A 17,067-nucleotide genomic window follows, 5' to 3' on the forward strand; every position below is an offset into this window, starting at 1 on the left:
GGGATCACCCCGGAAGGTCAAACTCCCCGATCCCCATGCAGCAGCAGAAGATCCTGTTCCTCAGTGTTTCCGCCGGCGCCGGCCACATGCGCGCCGCCGAAGCACTGCGCCTTACCGCCGAAGCCGAATTCCCCGATGTGCGGACGCTTCACCTTGACGTGATGGAATACGTCCCGGCCACGTTTCGCAAGCTCTACACCGACTTCTACATCAAGCTGGTGAACAGCTATCCGGCCCTCTGGGGCATGCTTTACCAGCACACTTCCGAGGCCGACCCGGCAGCGCCGATGCAAAAGCTGCGGCGCGCTGCCGAGCGCCTGAGCACGCGCGCGCTGCGCCGTGCGATTGACGAGTTTGCCCCGGATGCCATCGTCTGCACGCACTTCCTGCCCGCCGAGATCCTGATGCATGAGGTGCGCCGGCAGCGGCTGGCGGTACCAGTGTGGGTGCAGGTGACGGACTTTGATCTGCACGGCATGTGGGTGATTCCCCATATGACGGGTTACTTCGCCGCCAGCGAGGAAATCGCGTTTCGCATGCGGGCCAGTCGGATCGAGGCTGGCCGCATCCATACCACGGGGATTCCGGTGGTGCCGGCGTTCTCCCACCCGCAGGATCGCCAGGCCTGCGCACGGCATTTCGGGCTCGATCCGGCACGGCGCACCATTATGCTGATGGGCGGCGGGGCAGGGCTTGGCGGCCTTGACGACGTGGCCGGGGCGCTGATGCGGCTGGACCACGATTTCCAGCTGATCGTGCTGGCCGGGCGCAACGAGACCGCGCTGGCGCGGCTCAAGACCCTGGCCGCCGCACACCCCGGACGCCTCGTTCCCTTCGGCTTTACCAACGAGGTGGAGCGCCTGATGGCGTGCTCCGACCTTGTCATCACCAAGCCCGGCGGCCTGACCACGTCCGAATGCCTGGCGATGGGCGTGCCGATGGTGGTCAATGCGCCGATTCCCGGGCAGGAAGAGCGCAATGCCGATTACCTGCTGGAGCAAGGCGCCGCGCTCAAGGCGGTCGACCTGGTATCGCTGGAATACCGGGTGCGCCTTTTGCTGGCGGAGCCGGCGCGGCTCGACCAGATGCGTGCGCGGGCTAGCGCGCTGGGGCAACCGGCGGCGGCGCGCCGCGTGCTGGAAACCGTGCTCGGGCAATTGGCGCGGTGCGGCCAGCCTGCCGGCCACGGCGGTGCGGCTGCGACCGCGGCGCGTTGAGATGCGCGCGCTGAACCTGTCTTCTTCAACTCGGCACGCGGACCAGTCCTATCCGTCGCGCCATCCCATGGTGCTGGTGCTTACCGTGGCGTGGACCCTGCTGCTGGCCTATTTTTTTGCGAACGTGGAGATCCAGATCGAGGGTGCCGCGGGCTGGGCGGCCAACCTGCCCACCTGGCGCATCGAGCATCACTGGCTGCTGGATATTTTCTGGGGCGGGCGCCCGATGACGGGCTATCACGCTTGGGTATTCCCCTGCGTGGCGCTGTTCTTCCATTTTTCACTGGTGTTCGGCGGGCGCTGGAACTGGCGCGCCGAGGCGCGCGTGATCGCCTGCATCATGGTGTTCTGGATCAGCGAGGATTTTCTCTGGTTCGTGCTGAACCCGGCATTCGGGCTGGCGCGCTTTGCGCCGAGTTTCGTGCCCTGGCACATCCACTGGTGGGCCGGCGCGCCCACCGATTATTGGGTTTCGCTGGGCGTGGCGGCGGCGTTGCTCTGGCTGTCATGCCGGGGACCGGTGGGGAATCGTTACATTTTTTAGGTAAGCGCCGTCAATATGCTGTCTGGTACATATATTGCGGTGCAATGTGTGATCAACACAACGCTTTTGGCCGTTTTGCGGCAGTGCATCGTGGCCCGTTTTGGCGCCATCCTGTTTCCTGGGAGTAGAATCCGGTCCTTGTGCACTTTGTAGCATTCTTATAACAAATGAGCCCCCGTCCTTCGCGCATGGCGTGCATTGACGCTCTCAAGGCGATCAGTTCACAGCTGATCGTGCTGCACCATCTTGCCTTCTACGGCCCCATGTCCGATGCGGCCCACGTGCTGGCGCCCGGCCTGCTCGACTGGTTCTCGCAGTACGCGCGCATTGCCGTGCAGGCGTTCCTCGTCATCAGTGGCTTCCTGGCGGCGCGCAGCCTGGCTCCCGCCGGGCATTTGATGGTGCCGCGTCCCTTGCAGGCAATCTGGCGCCGCTACCAGAAGCTGGTGGTGCCCTATACCGCGGCTATCTTGATTGCCATTGCCGGTGCCGCCATTGCGCGCACCTGGATGCACCACGACTCCATTCCCGGCGCCCCCGGCCTGCATCAGTTCCTGGCGCATGTGCTGCTGCTGCACAACGTGCTGGACTTTGATGCCTTGTCCGCCGGCGTCTGGTATGTGGCCATCGACCTGCAATTGTTCGCGTTGCTGATGGTGGCATTGTGGGCAGCCCGCCGCTGCGAGCAATGGTTCGACGTGGGCGGCAGCCCGAAGGGCCCGCTGGTGGTGGCCGGGATGGTGCTGGCTTCGCTGTTCTGGTTCAACCGTGATGCCACATGGGATATCTGGGCGATTTATTTCTTTGGCGCCTACGGCTTGGGCACGCTGGCCTTCTGGGCATCCGAGCCTGAGCGTTCGCCGGTGGCATTGCTGGTGTTGTGCACCGTGGTGCTGGCAGCGTTGGCCGTGGATTTCCGGCTGCGCATCGCGGTGGCGCTGGCGATCGCGCTCCTGCTCGGCACGGCGCGCCGTGGCGGTTGGCTCGAGCACTGGCCGCAGGCCCGGTTCCTGGCGTTTTTCGGGCGTATTTCCTACTCGGTGTTCCTGGTGCATTTCCCGATTTGCCTGGTGGTCAATGCCCTGGTCTTCCATCTGGCGCCGCACCAGCCCGTGCTCAATGCGCTCGGCATGGTGCTGGCCTGGCTGCTTAGCAACGCCGCTGGCGCCTTGTTCCATCGCTACGTGGAGAGCGGTGCGCCGTTGCGTGCATTGCGCCTGGCGCTATGGCCTGCTGCCCCTGAGCCGGTCCAGCGGCAGCCGGCGGGGCAGTCACGGTCAACCTGACCGACCGATAGCCCCGATAGCCCCGATAGTCCCGATAGCGCTTCCGGTTTATCCGAAGGCACATCCAGCGGCACCCGGCCCCAGCGGCCCGGTGCCGCTTTTACATGGTGCCTATGCACCAGGCCAGCGCTGGCTGCGGCGCTGGCGCACCGGCACGGTGCGCAAGCGGTATCGTGCGGTGTGCAACACAGGGTAAAAACGAGCATTGGGATATGGCACGAAGGTTGCCTACTATGGAATCGTAAACCTGACCGTTTGGTCAGGATTCACGTTCCGAGGCTGCCATGTCCGATCATATTGTCCTGACCTCGCACGCGCGCCGCGACAAGCCGGCCGAGCCAATCCACTGGGGGGCCGCCACGGCAGCGGAGCGCGGCCCCGTGATCGCGAGCCTGACCAATCCGGCTCAGCGCAATGTGATCGGCACCCATTCCGGCGCTTACGCGGTCTACCGCGCGCTGGCAGTCGCGTCCGGCAAGCTGCAGCGAGACCACCGCGCCGATCTCACCGATACTTCGCCGGCTGACGCCATCGGGCCCCACCCGCAGTGGAGCGACCCGGACAAGATCGTCTCGATGGATCCCTGGGGTCACCTGGTTTCCAGCGCCTTCGGCGACCGGATCGCCGCGGGCATCGATATCCGTCCCTCGATCGCCATTACGCGCGCCCACATCAACATGCCCGAACTGATGGGCGCCATCGCGGCGGGCCGGCTCACGCCAGACGGGCAGATCCTTCATGCCAATGGCGACGTGCGGGTCACCAAAGCCGCGATCGATCCGGTCTGGTACCTGCCGGGGCTGGCGCGCCGCTTCGGGATCAAGGAAAGCATGCTGCGCCGCAGCCTGTTCGAGCAGACCAGCGGCATGTTTCCGGAACTGGTCACGCGCCCCGACCTGAAAGTGTTCTTGCCGCCGATCGGCGGCATGACCCTGTACTTCTTCGGCGATGTCAGCCAGCTTGGCAAGCCCGAGACCAAGGTGGCCTGCCGCGTGCATGACGAGTGCAACGGCTCGGACGTGTTCGGCTCCGACATATGTACCTGCCGGCCGTACCTGGCCCACGGCATCGAGGTGTGCATCGAGATGGCGCAGCAGGGCGGTGTCGGGCTGGTGGTCTATAACCGGAAGGAAGGCCGGGCACTGGGCGAGGTAACCAAGTTCCTGGTCTACAACGCCCGCAAGCGCCAGGTTGGCGGCGACCGGGCCGAGACTTATTTCGCACGCACGGAATGTATCGCCGGCGTGCAGGACATGCGCTTCCAGGAGCTCATGCCCGATGTGTTCCATTGGCTCGGCATCAAGCGTATCGACCGCTGGGCTTCGATGAGCAATATGAAGCACGGGGCGCTGACCGCTCAGGGTATCGAGGTGGTTGAGCAGGTTGCGATTCCCGATGCACTGATCCCGGCCGATGCCCGCGTGGAAATTGACGCCAAGGTGGCGGCTGGCTACTTCACGAGCTATACCCCGCCCGACGCGGAAGAACTCGCGCTGGCCAAGGGCAGAGGACTGCACGAATGAACGAGATACCCGAAGCGGGTGGCGTCCGCGGCGCCGCGAATCCCTTCACCAACGGCGAGGATGATGCCGGTGGCTGGGCCAGTCCCGTGCCGCCCGGCCATCCGGCCGCCGCATTGCTCACCGGCCACGCGGTACGCACCCGCTGCGCTGCCGTGACGGATCATGTGGCAGCCGGCGCGTCCAAGCTGTTTACCTGGCATCCGGAGCGGATCCCGGCAGTGGCCGATTACGTGGCGGCCACCATCCGCCAGCGCTATCCCGACCTCAACGTGCCGTATCACAGCCGCTGGCGTCATTTCGAGAGCGGCGGCCCTGGCGAGAAGCTGGACCGATGGCAGATCCTGTGCGAACGCGGCGGGCTCTCCGGCGAGGCCGACCGCGAGGAACGCGCCCGCATCGGCATCGACCTGGTGATCCCCAGCGTATTGCTGGATGCCGGCGCAGGCCCGGACTGGCGCTATCGCGATCCCGCCAGCGACCTGTTGCTGACGCGCTCCGAAGGGCTTGGCGTGGCCAGCTTCGACCTGTTCGCGCGCGGCGGCTTTTCTGCCCAGCCGGGCCAGCCGCTGCGCTCCGATGCCGAGCGCCTGATGCGTATCGATGCGTCCTCCATCGCAACCGCATTCCAGGTGGCCCAGCACAACCCGCTGGTGGGCCTGGATGGACGTGCCGGGCTGTTGCGCCGTCTCGGCGAGGTGGCGCAGGCCACGCCAGCGGTCTTTGGTTCGCCGGCGCGGCTGGGCAACCTGTTCGACTACCTCAAGGCCCATGCCAGCGCTGGGCAGATCGAGGCCGGCTTCGTGCTCACCACGCTGCTGGTGGCGCTGGGGCCGGTATGGCCAGGGCGCATCAGCCTGGAAGGCGTGTCGCTGGGCGACTGCTGGCACCACCGAGCCTGCACTGATGGCCTGGTGCCTTTTCACAAGCTGACCCAGTGGCTCACCTACTCGCTGCTGGAACCGCTGGAAGATGCCGGCCTGACCGTGACCGGGCTGGAGGTCCTGACTGGCTTGCCCGAATACCGCAACGGCGGGCTGCTGTTCGATTTCGAGCTGATGGTGCCGCGCGACCCTGGTTTCACCGCCGTGGCGCACACGGTGGATGAGGCGGTTATCGTGGAATGGCGCGCGCTCACGGTGACGGGACTCGACCTCGTGGCCGCGTCGGTGCGCGAGGCGCTCGGGCTGTCGGCAGAGTCGTTCCCGCTGGCCCGCGTGCTGGAGGGCGGCACCTGGGCCGCGGGGCGGCGCATTGCCGCCAAGCGCAGGCCAGGTGGCCCGCCGCCATTCGCCATCAACAGCGACGGCACGGTGTTCTAGCGGGTTTGCCAGACCCGCGCCGCAGCAAACAGCAACCAGCAAGACCTATCCGCTACCGCCCTCCAGGAGCGCATCATGACCGACCTCTCCGCCGTACCGCCCGTCACCGCGTCCGTGATGGTGGTGGATCACCCGCTCGTGCAGCACAAGGTCACGCTGGTCCGCAGCGAAGACACCACCACCGACAATTTCCGCCGGCTGGTGCGCGAGATCAGCCAGCTGCTGACCTACGAGGCAACCCGCGACCTGGCGATGGAGACCATCGCCATCAAGACCCCGATCGCACCCATGCAGTCGCCAGTGCTCTCAGGCAAGAAGCTGTGCCTGGTGTCGATCCTGCGGGCAGGCAATGGCTTCCTGGACGGCATGCTGGACTTGCTGCCGGCAGCGCGGGTCGGGCATATCGGCCTGTACCGCGACCCGGAAACGCTGGAGCCGATCGAGTACTACTTCAAGATGCCGGAGGACATCCATGAGCGGCTGGTGATCGTGGTCGACCCGATGCTGGCTACCGGCAACTCCGCCATCGCCGCGCTCAACCGCTTGAAGGAAGCCGGCGTGAGCACGCTCAAGTACGTGTGCCTGATCGCTTCGCGGCAGGGCTTGATGGCCTTGCGGGCAACGCATCCCGACGTAGCCATTGTCACCGCGGCCATTGACGAGGAGCTCAACGAGCACGGCTACATCGTGCCAGGCCTGGGCGACGCCGGCGACCGCCTCTACGGCACCAAGTAATGGGAGCGCCGGCTACGGCGCCGCCGCCATGCTTTCCGCCGCCGCGGGAAGTGGCGGGGGGGCGCATCCGCCAGGAGAACGAGGCGCTGATCCTGCGCGCGGCCGAATACGTGTTCGCCCGGGCCGGGTTCGCCGGCGCGACCATGAACGAGATCGCCACGCGCGCGGGCGTGCCGAAGTCCAACCTGCATTACTACTTCCGCACCAAGCAGGCGCTATATCGGGCCGTGCTGGCGCATACGCTCGCGCTGTGGCTGTCCGAGACCGACATCATCGGCGCGGAGCAGCGGCCCCAGGTGGCACTGGAGCAGTACATCCGCGCCAAGATGCGGCTGTCGGCCAGCCATCCGGATGCCTCGCGCGTGTTTGCCAATGAGCTGCTGCACGGTGCGCCTGAGATCCGCGACGTGCTCAGCGGCGCGCTGCGAGCGCTGGTGGCGCGCAAGGCCGGCGTGATCCGGGAATGGATCGCGCGCGGTGAGATGGCCAGCGTGGATCCGCACCATCTGTTTTTCACGATCTGGGCCGCCACCCAGACCTATGCCGATTTTGAGTCGCAAGTTTGCGCCGTGCTTGGGGTGAGCCACCTTGGCCAGCGCGACTATGAGCAGGCCACCGACCACCTGGTGCGGCTTTTGCTGCGCGGTTGCGGGCTGGAACCGGCTGGCCTGGCCGTGGAGTTATCGTCAACAAGGGGAGAGAGCCATGAGTTTTGAGGGTAAGCGCAGGTCTTGGTTGAAATTCGCGGCAGCTGCCGCCAGCGTGGCCGCACTCGGTGGCGCCGCGCAGGCGCAGGCCAGGCTGAAGGTGGCGGCGGTATACACCGTGCCCGTCGAGCAGCAATGGGTGTCGCGCATTCACAAGGCGCTCAACGAGGCCAAGGCGCGCGGCGAGATCGACTATGTGTTCTCGGAAAGCGTGTCCAATGCCGACTATGAGCGCGTGCTGCGCCAGTACGCGGAGCAGGGCTCATCGCTGATCCTGGGCGAATCGTTCGCCGTCGAGGCGGCTGCGCGCAAGGTGGCCAAGGACTATCCCAAGACCGCGTTCCTGATGGGCTCTTCCGGCAAGCCGCAGGCGCCTAACTTCTCGGTGTTCGACAACTACATCCAGGAGCCGTCCTACCTCTCCGGCATGATCGCCGGCGGCATGACCAAGACCAACCATATCGGCATGGTGGGTGGCTACGCCATCCCCGAGGTCAACCGGCTGATGCACGCCTTCATGGAAGGCGCGCGCGAGGTCAATCCCAAGGTGAAGTTCACGGTCAGCTTCATCGGCTCGTGGTTCGATCCGCCCAAGGCCAAGGAAGCGGCCTTCGCCATGATCGACAAGGGCGCCGACGTGCTCTACGCCGAACGCTTTGGCGTATCCGACGCCGCGAAGGAAAAGGGCAAGCTGGCGATCGGCAATGTCATCAACACGCAGCCGCAGTATCCCGCTACCGTGGTGGCCTCGGCGCTGTGGAACATGGAGCCCACCGTGGGCGCCGCGCTCGGCAAGGTCAAGGCCGGCCAGTTCAAGAGCGAGGACTACGGCCCGTATTCGCTGATGAAGTTCAAGGGTGCGGAGCTGGCGCCGCTGGGCACGTTCGACGGCAAGGTGCCAGGCGACGTGATGGCCAAGGTCAAGGCGAAAGAGAAAGCGATCCTCGATGGCAAGTTCGCGGTCAAGGTGGTGGAAACGGAGCCGAAGTCGTCGCAGTAAGGTGGCCAGAGCCACTTGAAATGCCCGGCTGCGTTTGCTCCCCTCGCCCGCGTTTGGGCTAGGGGAGCAAACCGTCGACGCTTTTGAACGCCATCCCCAGCCATCCCCAGCCATCCCCAGTCATCCATGCTCACACCTATCCTGCGCCTTGCCGGCATTACCAAGCGATTCGGCCCGCTTGTGGCCAACGACGATATCTCGCTGGAGTTGCAGCGCGGGGAGGTGCTGGCCTTGCTGGGCGAGAACGGCGCCGGCAAGAGCACGCTGGTCAGCATCCTGTTCGGGCACTACGTGGCAGACGCCGGCACGGTGGAGGTGGACGGCCGGCCGTTGCCGCCCGGCCAGCCGCGCGCGGCGCTGGCAGCCGGCATCGGCATGGTGCACCAGCATTTCACGCTAGCCGACAATCTCTCGGTGCTAGACAACATCATGCTTGGCACCCAGCCGCTGTGGCAATGGCGCCTGGAATGGCGCGCCGCGCGTGACAAGGTGCTGGCCCTGGCTGCGCGCTTCGGCCTGGCGGTGCGCCCCCAGGCAAGGGTTGGCGAGCTGTCGGTGGGAGAGCGCCAGCGCGTGGAGATCGTGAAGGCGCTGTATCGCGGCGCCCGCGTGCTGATTCTCGATGAGCCGACTGCCGTCTTGACGCCGCACGAGGCCGAGACGCTGTTCGCCACGCTGGCGCAACTGATCGCCGAAGGATTGTCTGTGATTTTTATCAGCCACAAGCTTGATGAGGTGCTGCGTGTTTCCGACCGCATCGCGGTACTGCGTGGCGGCAAGCTGGTGGCGCAGTGCGCCGCGGCGCAGACCACCAAGGCCGAACTGGCAGAGCTGATGGTCGGCCGCGTGGTAGCGATGCCGGAACGCGCGGCGCGGCCGAGTGTCGAGGATGGCGCATATGGCAACGCGGCGGCGCCCGTGTTTGCGCTGGAGCACGTGGGCGCGCGGGCCGCGGACGGGCGCGCGCTGCTGCGCGAGGTCAGCCTGCAGGTGCGTGCCGGCGAGATCGTCGGCATTGCCGGTGTCTCCGGCAACGGGCAGGCCGCGTTGGCGGAGCTGGCCAGCGGCACGCTGGCGGCTAGTGAGGGGCGTGTCACCTTGGCAGGCAAGCCGATGCCCGCCAAGCCCCGCGCATGGATTGGCGCTGGCGTGGCACGCGTGCCGGAGGATCGCCATGCGGTCGGCGTCGTGGGCGATCTCGCCGTGTGGGAGAACGCCGCGAGCGAACAACTCAGCGAGCCGCGCTTTTCGCGCTGGGGCATCATCCGGCGCACCGCCGCGCAGCGGTTCGCGCGGGATCTGGTGGCGCGTTTCGATGTGCGTACCGCCGGCATCGAGGTGCCAGCGCGAACCATGTCGGGCGGCAATATGCAAAAGCTGATCCTGGGCCGGGCGCTCTCGGTGCGGGGTGAGGGCCGCGCGCCGCTGCTTGTGGTGGCCAGCCAGCCTACGTGGGGGCTTGATATCGGCGCGGTAGCCTATGTGCGCGCCCGCCTGCTCGATGCAGCGCGCGAAGGCGCAGCCGTACTGCTGATCTCGGAGGACCTGGACGAGCTGCACGCGCTGGCCGACCGCATCGCCGTGATGCATGCCGGACACCTGACCGAAGCCCGGCCTACGGCGGCGTGGACGTTGGGCGAGCTCGGCCTGGCCATGGCCGGCTCGGGCGGTGGCAGGCACGCGCAAGCGGGCAAGGAGGAGGCCCTCCATGCGGCTTGAAGCCCGTACCGGCGTTTCGCGCGTGGCCATGCTGGCCGCGCCCATCGTCGCCATTCTTGCCACGCTGCTGATCTGCGCCTTGCTGGTGCGCTGGGCCGGCGCACCGGTGGGACGTGCCTATGCGCAGCTGCTGCAAGGCGGCTTTGGCTCGCGCTTTGCGTGGTCGGAAACGCTCACGCGCGCCACGCCGCTGATCCTGACGGGTTTGTCGGTGGCGGTGGCCTTTCGCGCGCGGCTGTTCAATATCGGCGCGGAAGGGCAACTCTACCTCGGTGCGCTGGCCGCTGTGGCGGTTGGCGGCCAGGTTGATGGCGCGGTTGCGCCCTGGGCGCAGCAACTGCCCATGGGCTTGCTCTTTGTCCTGATGGTGGTGGCGGGCATGCTGGCCGGCGCCATGTTATTGCTCGGGGCCGCGTGGCTCAAGACCCGGCTCGGCGTGGATGAAGTGGTCACGACCCTGCTGGCCAATTTCATCGTGCTGCTGTTTGTCTCGATGATGCTGGATGGCCCGATGAAAGACGTCACCGCGATGGGCTGGCCGCAATCGGTGGCGCTGGTGCCGGAGCTGGAGCTGGCCAAGCTGGTTGAGCGTTCGCGCGTGCACAGCGGTTTGTTGCTGGCCAGCGCGCTGGCCGTGATTCTGTGGGCGGTCAACCGCTTCACGGTGTTTGGCCTGCAGATGCGCGCGGTAGGCGCCAATGCACGGGCTGCGGCCTTCGCGGGCATGCCGGTGCGCAGCGTGACGATGCGGGCCGCGTTGTTGTCCGGCGGGCTTGCGGGGCTTGCGGGCGTGGTGGAGGTGGCCGGGCGCACCAGCTACCTCACGCTCGATATTTCTCCCGGCTATGGCTATGCGGGCGTGGTCATCGCCATGCTGGCGGGGCTGCATCCGCTTGGCGTGGTGGCGGCGTCGGTGTTCGTGGCCGGGATGCTGGTGGGGGCGGATGGCATGAGCCGCGCGGCGGGCGTGCCCAACAGCATTGCCGATGTGATCGTGGCGGTGGCGCTGCTCGCGATGCTGGTGGCGACCATGCTGGCACGCTACCGCATCCGCTTCGATGCCCCGGGTAAGGTGGCCTGATGGAACTGCTCGACATCGTGGCCTCGGCGGCCTTCTGGATCGCGGTACTGCGCGTGGCCACGCCGCTGATCTTCGGCACGCTGGGCGTGCTGCTGTGCGAGCGTGCCGGCGTCCTCAACCTTGGCATCGAAGGCATCATGGTGGCTGGCGCTTTCGGTGGCTGGCTGGCGGTCTATCACGGTGCGCCGCTATGGGGCGGGGTGGCGGTGGCAGCTGGTGTCGGGCTGGCCTTCGGGCTGCTGCATGGCTGGCTGACCGTGAGCCTGGCGCTGTCCCAGCATGTGGCCGGGCTGGGCGTGACCATGCTGGCCACCAGCCTGTCCTACTATGCCTACCGGCTCGGCTTTGCCTCGGTGGCCACGCCGCCCACCATCACGCCTTTTGCCCCGATGCACTGGATCGGCGGCATTCCGCTGATCGGCGGTATGTTGAGCCCGGTGTTTGGCGAGGAGACCGCATTGACGCTGCTGGCGCTGGGGCTGGTGCCCGTGGTGGCCTGGCTGCTCTACCGGACTCCGCTCGGGCTGGCCGTGCGCATGGTCGGCGAGAATCCTGCCGCGGCGGAGGGGCAGGGGATTCGCGTGGGCGCGATGCGTATCGGTGCGATCATGGCGGGTTCCGCCCTGATGGCGGTGGGCGGCGCGTTCCTCACGCTATCCGCGTTCAACGCATTCTTCTTTAATATGATCAACGGCCGGGGCTGGATCTGCGTGGCGCTGGTGGTGTTTGCTTCGTGGCGGCCGGGCCGCGCGCTGGCCGGCGCGTTGCTGTTCGCCGCCTTCGACGCGCTGCAGCTGCGCCTGCAGCAAAGCGGCGCCAGCCTGCCCGGCTTGCCGCCGCTGCCTTACCAGCTTTACTTGATGTTGCCGTATGTGCTGTCGATCCTCGCGCTGGTGCTGGTGGCACGCCGCGCCGCCTACCCGCAGGCGCTGATGAAGCCCTATCGCAAGGGTGAACGCTGATTCCAGGCAAGCAATCATCATGACAAGGCCCGCACCATGCTCGACCTGATCCTGCGCAACTGCACGCTCCCCGATGGCCGGACCGGCATCGACATCGGCATCCTGGGCGATCGCATCAAGGCGGTGGAACCGGCGCTCAAGGCGCCTGCCGCTACCGAGGTCGATGCCGCGGGTCAACTGGTGACGCCGCCATTTGTCGATGCGCATTTCCACATGGACTCGACGCTGTCCTATGGCCTGCCGCGTATCAACCAGTCCGGCACGTTGCTCGAAGGCATCGCGCTATGGGGCGAGCTCAAGCCGCTGCTGACGCAGGACGCCATCGTCGAGCGCGCGCTGGCCTATTGCGACTGGGCGGTGGCCAAGGGCCTGCTGGCGATCCGTTCGCATGTGGACGTGTGCGACCCGCGCCTGCTTGCCACCGAGGCGCTGCTGCACGTGCGCGAGAAGGTCCGGCCTTACCTTGACCTGCAACTGGTGGCCTTTCCGCAGGACGGCGTGCTGCGCACGCCGGGCGCGCTCGACAATCTCAAGCGGGCACTCGGCATGGGCGTGGACGTGGTGGGCGGCATCCCGCATTTCGAGCGAACCATGGCAGACGGCGCCGAGTCCGTGCGCATCCTGTGCGAGCTCGCCTGCGAGCGGGGCCTGCGGGTGGACATGCACTGCGACGAGAGCGACGATCCGATGTCCCGTCATATCGAGACGCTGGCCTGCCAGGCCGTGCGCCTTGGCTTGCAGGGCAGGGTGACGGGCTCGCACCTGACCTCGATGCATTCGATGGACAACTACTACGTCTCCAAGCTGATCCCGCTGATTCGGGAGTCGGGCGTGGCGGCCATCGCCAACCCGCTGATCAACATCACGCTGCAGGGCCGGCACGATAGCTATCCGAAGCGGCGAGGCATGACCCGTGTGCCGGAACTGCTGGCCGCCGGCGTGCCGGTGGCGTTCGGCCACGATTGCGTGATGGACCCGTGGTACAGCCTGGGCTCGGGCGACATGCTGGAGGTGGCGCATATGGGGCTTCACGTGGCCCAGATGACCGGGCAGGACGCCATGCACGCGTGCTTTGCTGCCGTCACCGAAACGCCGGCGCGCATCCTCGGCCTGGAAGGCTATGGCGTCGCGCCGGGCTGCCGGGCCGACCTGGTGCTGCTGCAGGCACGCGATGCGGTCGAGGCGATCCGGCTGCGCGCCACCCGCCTGCTGGTTCTGCGGGCCGGCAAGGTGGTGGCGAGCACGCGTCCCGCCACGGCGACCTTGCACCTGGATGGCAGGCCGGGGCATGTCTGTTTTCAGCCTTGAGCGCGGACGCCAAAGAAATTTCAGGTCGGGAGTTGACAGCAGATTCCGTGTTCTGCATAATGTCGTTCTTCGCAGCGCCGCCGCAAAGCGGCAAAACGAAGCCCAGATGGCGAAATTGGTAGACGCACTAGGTTCAGGTCCTAGCGGTGGCAACACTGTGGAGGTTCGAGTCCTCTTCTGGGCACCAAGACTCGATGAAAAAGGCCGTTGCTTATGCAGCGGCCTTTTTCTTTTGTGCCGCGCTTTCATGCGGTTGCTACCCGCGCGGCATCCGGCTCCTTTCAGCGGCCCCTTTCAGGGCACCGTCGCCCAAGGTGGCCTATTTCTCGCACTCCACGCACGCCACTTAGTCTCGCCTCCATCCGCGATGGGACGGCGGCCGGCAGCAGAATATCGCCGGCCTGCAGGGCTTCGATCCCGAGCGAGCGTACGTCGATGCCACCTTGCCGGGCCGTCTTATGTCTCGTCGTCCTTGCGTGCCGGCGGCATCGGCCGGAAGGGGAATAGCTGCTGGCGCACGAAGCCGTCCGGCATGTAGTCGCCGACTACGCCGTATTTTTCTGGGAAACGCTTGCCGGATTTCACCGCGGTGCCAAACAGGTAGTCGAGAAAGGCATAGTGCGCCGAGTAGTTCTTGTCGATCGCCTCGTCATCCGATGCATGATGCCAGTGATGGAAGTCCGGTGTGACCACCAGGTAGCGCAGCGGGCCCCACGGCAGGTGGACATTGGCATGGTTGAACACCGCCTGGAAGCCGACGATGATGATGTACGCATCGATGACGCCCTTGTTGAAGCCCAGCACGTATAGCGGCGCCAGCACCAGCACGCGCGTGAACACCAGCTCCAGCATGTGCTGGCGCGAGCCGGCGAGCCAGTCCATGGTCTTGGTGCTGTGGTGTACGGCGTGGAATTTCCACAGGAAGGGCACCTCGTGATACGCGCGGTGGGTCCAGTACTGCGCCAGGTCGGCCGCGAGTATGCACAGCAGCAGTTGCAGCACGAAGGGAATGCCACCCACGAACGCGTGCACGCTGTCGCGCACCAGCCAGCCGAACAAGCGGAAGATCAGGAAGTTGACCGTCAACAGGATCAGGCCAACGATGAAGTGGTTGACCGCGAAGTGCACCAGATCGGTCTGCCATTCGCGCCGGAATACGGCCTGCCCGCGATAGAGCGGGAACATCTTTTCGATCACGACGAAGATCAGCGTCGAGCCGAGCAGGTCGAGGATGAACCAGTCCAGGCCGATGTACGGCGTGTGGTCCGGGAAGTCGCCCACTGCTACGCGTGATCCGCCCAATGCCACCGCCAGCGCTACCAGTGCGAATGCCGCGGCGTTCAGGCTGCGCTTGCGGCCCAGCACCAGGTTGCTCAGCGACATGCCGCCGGACACCAGCAGCGCGGCAAACAGGACATGACGCAGCACGTCGACCGAATACTTGTGGCGTAGTTCGGGCGTGGTCAGGTATTGCGGGAAATGGAAGGCGATCACGCCTAGCAGGCTCAGTCCGCCCAGGGCCAGCGCAAGGATGGCGGTGATCATGCCGCGTCCGGCTTCGAGCTCGCCGCTGCTGCCCAGCAGCTCGCGGGTATCGCGCAGGACGTTGTGCACCGGGGCGATCGGCAACTTGCCGACAGTGCCATTCTGTTTCATTTTTGAAGCATCGGGCTCGCCAGGATTGCCAGGCCTGTCAATGGGGTCGTTGGTCATCAGGATCTTCCGCTGTTCCGTTGTTTCGCTTCTTCTTGTACTGGTACGGCTGGCTCGCCGAGCTTTCGTCCTGCGTCCCGGCGGCCAGCCGCGATCCTAGCGGAGCGCCCCCGGTTTGCATAGCGATGTGGCAGCGGCCGGCACGTTCTGGCCGCTCGCCAGGGCGGCCCTGTACGGCGCCGCACGCAAGGCGCGCCCAACCCCTAACGCTTGCGTTTTGTTTGGCCTATGCTCAAACAGAGTCGACATGGTTCATTTCAGCCAGGGGTTGCAGTCATGGCCAGGGGTGTGTCATCTGCGAGCGCGACGCAAGGCGGTGCAGGCACCGCAGGGACCGGGCTTTGCACATATGCCGTCCATCCCCATCCTTACCGGCTGTGTTGCTGCTCGATCCTTGCGATGCTGGTGGCCTCCTTGGCGCAGGCCGAAGAGCGTCCCTCCGGCAGCAGCGCCGGTCTCGGCTGGGACCAGCTAGAACCCGATTCCGTTGCGCAACTTGCCGGCGAATCCCAGTCGCCGGTGGCGCCAGCCAGCGGTGGCGATATGCAGGCGCCGCTGGTTGCGTCGATCGGCAAGTGGTCCTCCTGGGGCGGCGGTACTTCAGCTGCATTGGCTTTACCCAGCGCGGACAACGATGCCCCCGGTCTCTCGGCGGCCTTGCGCGATCCGGTTTATGCCGAACCCGCCAGCCGGCCGCGACACGCCGAGTTCTTCCTGCGGCTGGACGATGCCACTTCGGCTACCGGGTTCGTCGGCGGCCGGATGCAAAGCATGGCGCTCGCGCTGGATACCGTATTGCCTCGCAGCGGCGGCCTGACGATACAGCCGCGCTTGCAACTCGCCTACCAGCCCGGCCTGGATAAGAGCGCAACCGGTTTTCTCTCCGGACAGCCGGCGGACACAAGTGCCGCGGAGGTGGTGGTGCGGGTCTACCGGACGCAACCAACCCGGCTGACCGGCGTCGGCGGGGTCTACCCCTTTGTCGAGGCGGATCTTTGGCAGGACCGCAAGCAGGTGATCAACATCAATGGCACCCGCATCGATCCCGACATGCTGCGTGGGCTACTCTCCGTCAACCTTGGCGCACACGGCAGCACAAACGGGGGCGTCAAGCTCTGGGTCAAGCTGAAAGCCGGGCGCAATCCTGGGGGCACGCTGGGCGCGCGCTATCGCTGGTAGCCAGGACGGCAGGCAAGAAGGGACTTGCATTTTTCTCTCACTGCGCTAGAATGCCGTCTTCGCGTGCGGCTGTAGCTCAGTTGGATAGAGTACTTGGCTACGAACCAAGGGGTCGTGGGTTCGAATCCTGCCAGCCGCACCACTTATTGCAAGCAGTAAAAGAAGCACAAAAAATGGCCTGAAGCGTCAAGCGCTCCAGGCCATTTTTTTGTTCGTGCCGTTGGGGCAGGGCTTGCCGGGCTGCCATAGCCGAGTAGTGGCTCGATGTGGTCGGCCTTGGTGGCTCGGCCTGCGCGCCACGCATCGCGTCTTGCTTTCCTATTCGGGCCGCTTCCGAAAGTGCGCTACAAAGGGTGATCGAAAAGCCTCTCATAATATTTCCCGAAAAGGGCTTGTCAGGCTGGCTTGGACCCTTTAGTATTCGCCCCCTCGCAACACGAACAACGCGCTGCAAAGCAGACGGGGCAAGGGTTGTGGGGTTTGCGGCAAGGGTGGCAAAGCAGAAATAGCAAAGCTTCCCGAAGCGGCAAAAGATTAAAAGTGTTTGACGAAACGTAGAAAGTTCTTTATAGTCTCGTTTCTCTGCTGCAGCAAACGCAGCGACGCGGTAAGCAAAGCGAACCGYGGCCAGTTCTTTAACAAACAAACAACCGATAAGTGTGGGCGCTTGATAGCGGATGCGGAAGACTTCGGTCTTTTAGCTTACAAGTTATAAAGTGCTCGCACAGTAAAACATGTTGGTTATGTCTTCGGATGTAACCAGTCAGTTTTCTG

14 protein-coding genes and 2 tRNA genes are annotated in these 17,067 nt (G+C 65.5%); 15 read left to right on the plus strand and 1 reads right to left on the minus strand.

The features are described 5' to 3' along the window. Positions 1–35: 35 nt before the first annotated feature. The 13 genes from AB4061_RS22760 (at position 36) to AB4061_RS22820 (ending at position 13,588) form a co-directional block, all read left to right on the plus strand. Positions 36–1,217: an MGDG synthase family glycosyltransferase gene (locus AB4061_RS22760; protein ID WP_441637757.1), complete on the plus strand. Its 1,182-nt coding sequence runs from the start codon at positions 36–38 to the stop codon at positions 1,215–1,217. Between the two features lie 67 nt (positions 1,218–1,284). After that, positions 1,285–1,761, plus strand: coding sequence for a hypothetical protein (locus AB4061_RS22765; RefSeq protein ID WP_441637790.1), 477 nt, complete (start codon positions 1,285–1,287; stop codon positions 1,759–1,761). Between the two features lie 167 nt (positions 1,762–1,928). Next, on the plus strand, positions 1,929–3,047 hold the full coding sequence (locus AB4061_RS22770; RefSeq protein ID WP_441637759.1) for an acyltransferase family protein: 1,119 nt from the start codon (positions 1,929–1,931) through the stop codon (positions 3,045–3,047). A 284-nt stretch (positions 3,048–3,331) separates the two neighbouring features. Next, the gene (locus tag AB4061_RS22775; protein WP_441637761.1) at positions 3,332–4,570 is read left to right on the plus strand and encodes a GTP cyclohydrolase II; all 1,239 of its coding nucleotides are present in this window, start codon (positions 3,332–3,334) and stop codon (positions 4,568–4,570) included. Then, positions 4,567–5,889, plus strand: a complete 1,323-nt coding sequence (locus AB4061_RS22780; RefSeq protein ID WP_441637763.1) for a URC4/urg3 family protein — start codon at positions 4,567–4,569, stop codon at positions 5,887–5,889. The genes AB4061_RS22775 and AB4061_RS22780 overlap by 4 nt, the downstream gene beginning before the upstream one ends. A gap of 75 nt (positions 5,890–5,964) precedes the next feature. Further along, a complete protein-coding gene (upp, locus tag AB4061_RS22785) occupies positions 5,965–6,624 on the plus strand; it encodes a uracil phosphoribosyltransferase (RefSeq protein ID WP_441637765.1) in 660 nt (219 codons plus the stop codon). Beyond that, complete coding sequence (locus AB4061_RS22790) at positions 6,624–7,340, plus strand: TetR/AcrR family transcriptional regulator (RefSeq protein ID WP_441637767.1); 717 nt, start codon at positions 6,624–6,626, stop codon at positions 7,338–7,340. The genes upp and AB4061_RS22790 overlap by 1 nt, the downstream gene beginning before the upstream one ends. Next, positions 7,330–8,331, plus strand: coding sequence for a BMP family protein (locus AB4061_RS22795; RefSeq protein WP_441637769.1), 1,002 nt, complete (start codon positions 7,330–7,332; stop codon positions 8,329–8,331). The genes AB4061_RS22790 and AB4061_RS22795 overlap by 11 nt, the downstream gene beginning before the upstream one ends. Before the next feature lie 126 nt (positions 8,332–8,457). Beyond that, positions 8,458–10,050, plus strand: coding sequence for an ABC transporter ATP-binding protein (locus tag AB4061_RS22800; RefSeq protein ID WP_441637771.1), 1,593 nt, complete (start codon positions 8,458–8,460; stop codon positions 10,048–10,050). Then, positions 10,040–11,131 (plus strand): ABC transporter permease, encoded by a 1,092-nt coding sequence (locus tag AB4061_RS22805; RefSeq protein ID WP_441637773.1) that lies wholly within the window; start codon positions 10,040–10,042, stop codon positions 11,129–11,131. Before AB4061_RS22800 ends, AB4061_RS22805 begins: the two co-directional genes overlap by 11 nt. Next, on the plus strand, positions 11,128–12,093 hold the full coding sequence (locus AB4061_RS22810) for an ABC transporter permease (RefSeq protein ID WP_441637792.1): 966 nt from the start codon (positions 11,128–11,130) through the stop codon (positions 12,091–12,093). Before AB4061_RS22805 ends, AB4061_RS22810 begins: the two co-directional genes overlap by 4 nt. 36 nt (positions 12,094–12,129) lie before the next feature. Next, positions 12,130–13,401 (plus strand): amidohydrolase family protein, encoded by a 1,272-nt coding sequence (locus tag AB4061_RS22815; RefSeq protein WP_441637775.1) that lies wholly within the window; start codon positions 12,130–12,132, stop codon positions 13,399–13,401. A gap of 100 nt (positions 13,402–13,501) precedes the next feature. Then, positions 13,502–13,588 (plus strand) — tRNA-Leu (locus AB4061_RS22820). 269 nt (positions 13,589–13,857) lie between these two features. On the opposite strand, the gene AB4061_RS22825 is transcribed toward AB4061_RS22820, so the two are convergent. Continuing rightward, positions 13,858–15,057, minus strand: a complete 1,200-nt coding sequence (locus AB4061_RS22825) for a sterol desaturase family protein (RefSeq protein WP_441637777.1) — start codon at positions 15,055–15,057, stop codon at positions 13,858–13,860. Positions 15,058–15,513: 456 nt separating this feature from the next. Here AB4061_RS22825 and AB4061_RS22830 point away from each other — a divergent pair, with 456 nt between their 5' ends. Together AB4061_RS22830 and AB4061_RS22835 are read left to right on the plus strand one after the other, a co-directional pair. Further along, on the plus strand, positions 15,514–16,293 hold the full coding sequence (locus tag AB4061_RS22830; protein WP_441637779.1) for a hypothetical protein: 780 nt from the start codon (positions 15,514–15,516) through the stop codon (positions 16,291–16,293). Between the two features lie 65 nt (positions 16,294–16,358). Then, positions 16,359–16,435, plus strand: a tRNA-Arg gene (locus AB4061_RS22835). Positions 16,436–17,067 lie beyond the last annotated feature (632 nt).

Source organism: Cupriavidus sp. YAF13, from assembly GCF_052113425.1.
GTDB lineage: Bacteria > Pseudomonadota > Gammaproteobacteria > Burkholderiales > Burkholderiaceae > Cupriavidus.

Coding starts and splice junctions, on each gene's coding strand:
- AB4061_RS22760 (WP_441637757.1), top strand. CDS start 36: ATGCAGCAGCAGAAGATCCTGTTCCTCAGTGTTTCCGCCGGCGCCGGC.
- AB4061_RS22765 (WP_441637790.1), top strand. CDS start 1,285: ATGGTGCTGGTGCTTACCGTGGCGTGGACCCTGCTGCTGGCCTATTTT.
- AB4061_RS22770 (WP_441637759.1), top strand. CDS start 1,929: ATGAGCCCCCGTCCTTCGCGCATGGCGTGCATTGACGCTCTCAAGGCG.
- AB4061_RS22775 (WP_441637761.1), top strand. CDS start 3,332: ATGTCCGATCATATTGTCCTGACCTCGCACGCGCGCCGCGACAAGCCG.
- AB4061_RS22780 (WP_441637763.1), top strand. CDS start 4,567: ATGAACGAGATACCCGAAGCGGGTGGCGTCCGCGGCGCCGCGAATCCC.
- upp (WP_441637765.1), top strand. CDS start 5,965: ATGACCGACCTCTCCGCCGTACCGCCCGTCACCGCGTCCGTGATGGTG.
- AB4061_RS22790 (WP_441637767.1), top strand. CDS start 6,624: ATGGGAGCGCCGGCTACGGCGCCGCCGCCATGCTTTCCGCCGCCGCGG.
- AB4061_RS22795 (WP_441637769.1), top strand. CDS start 7,330: ATGAGTTTTGAGGGTAAGCGCAGGTCTTGGTTGAAATTCGCGGCAGCT.
- AB4061_RS22800 (WP_441637771.1), top strand. CDS start 8,458: ATGCTCACACCTATCCTGCGCCTTGCCGGCATTACCAAGCGATTCGGC.
- AB4061_RS22805 (WP_441637773.1), top strand. CDS start 10,040: ATGCGGCTTGAAGCCCGTACCGGCGTTTCGCGCGTGGCCATGCTGGCC.
- AB4061_RS22815 (WP_441637775.1), top strand. CDS start 12,130: ATGCTCGACCTGATCCTGCGCAACTGCACGCTCCCCGATGGCCGGACC.
- AB4061_RS22825 (WP_441637777.1), bottom strand. CDS start 15,057: ATGAAACAGAATGGCACTGTCGGCAAGTTGCCGATCGCCCCGGTGCAC.
- AB4061_RS22830 (WP_441637779.1), top strand. CDS start 15,514: ATGCTGGTGGCCTCCTTGGCGCAGGCCGAAGAGCGTCCCTCCGGCAGC.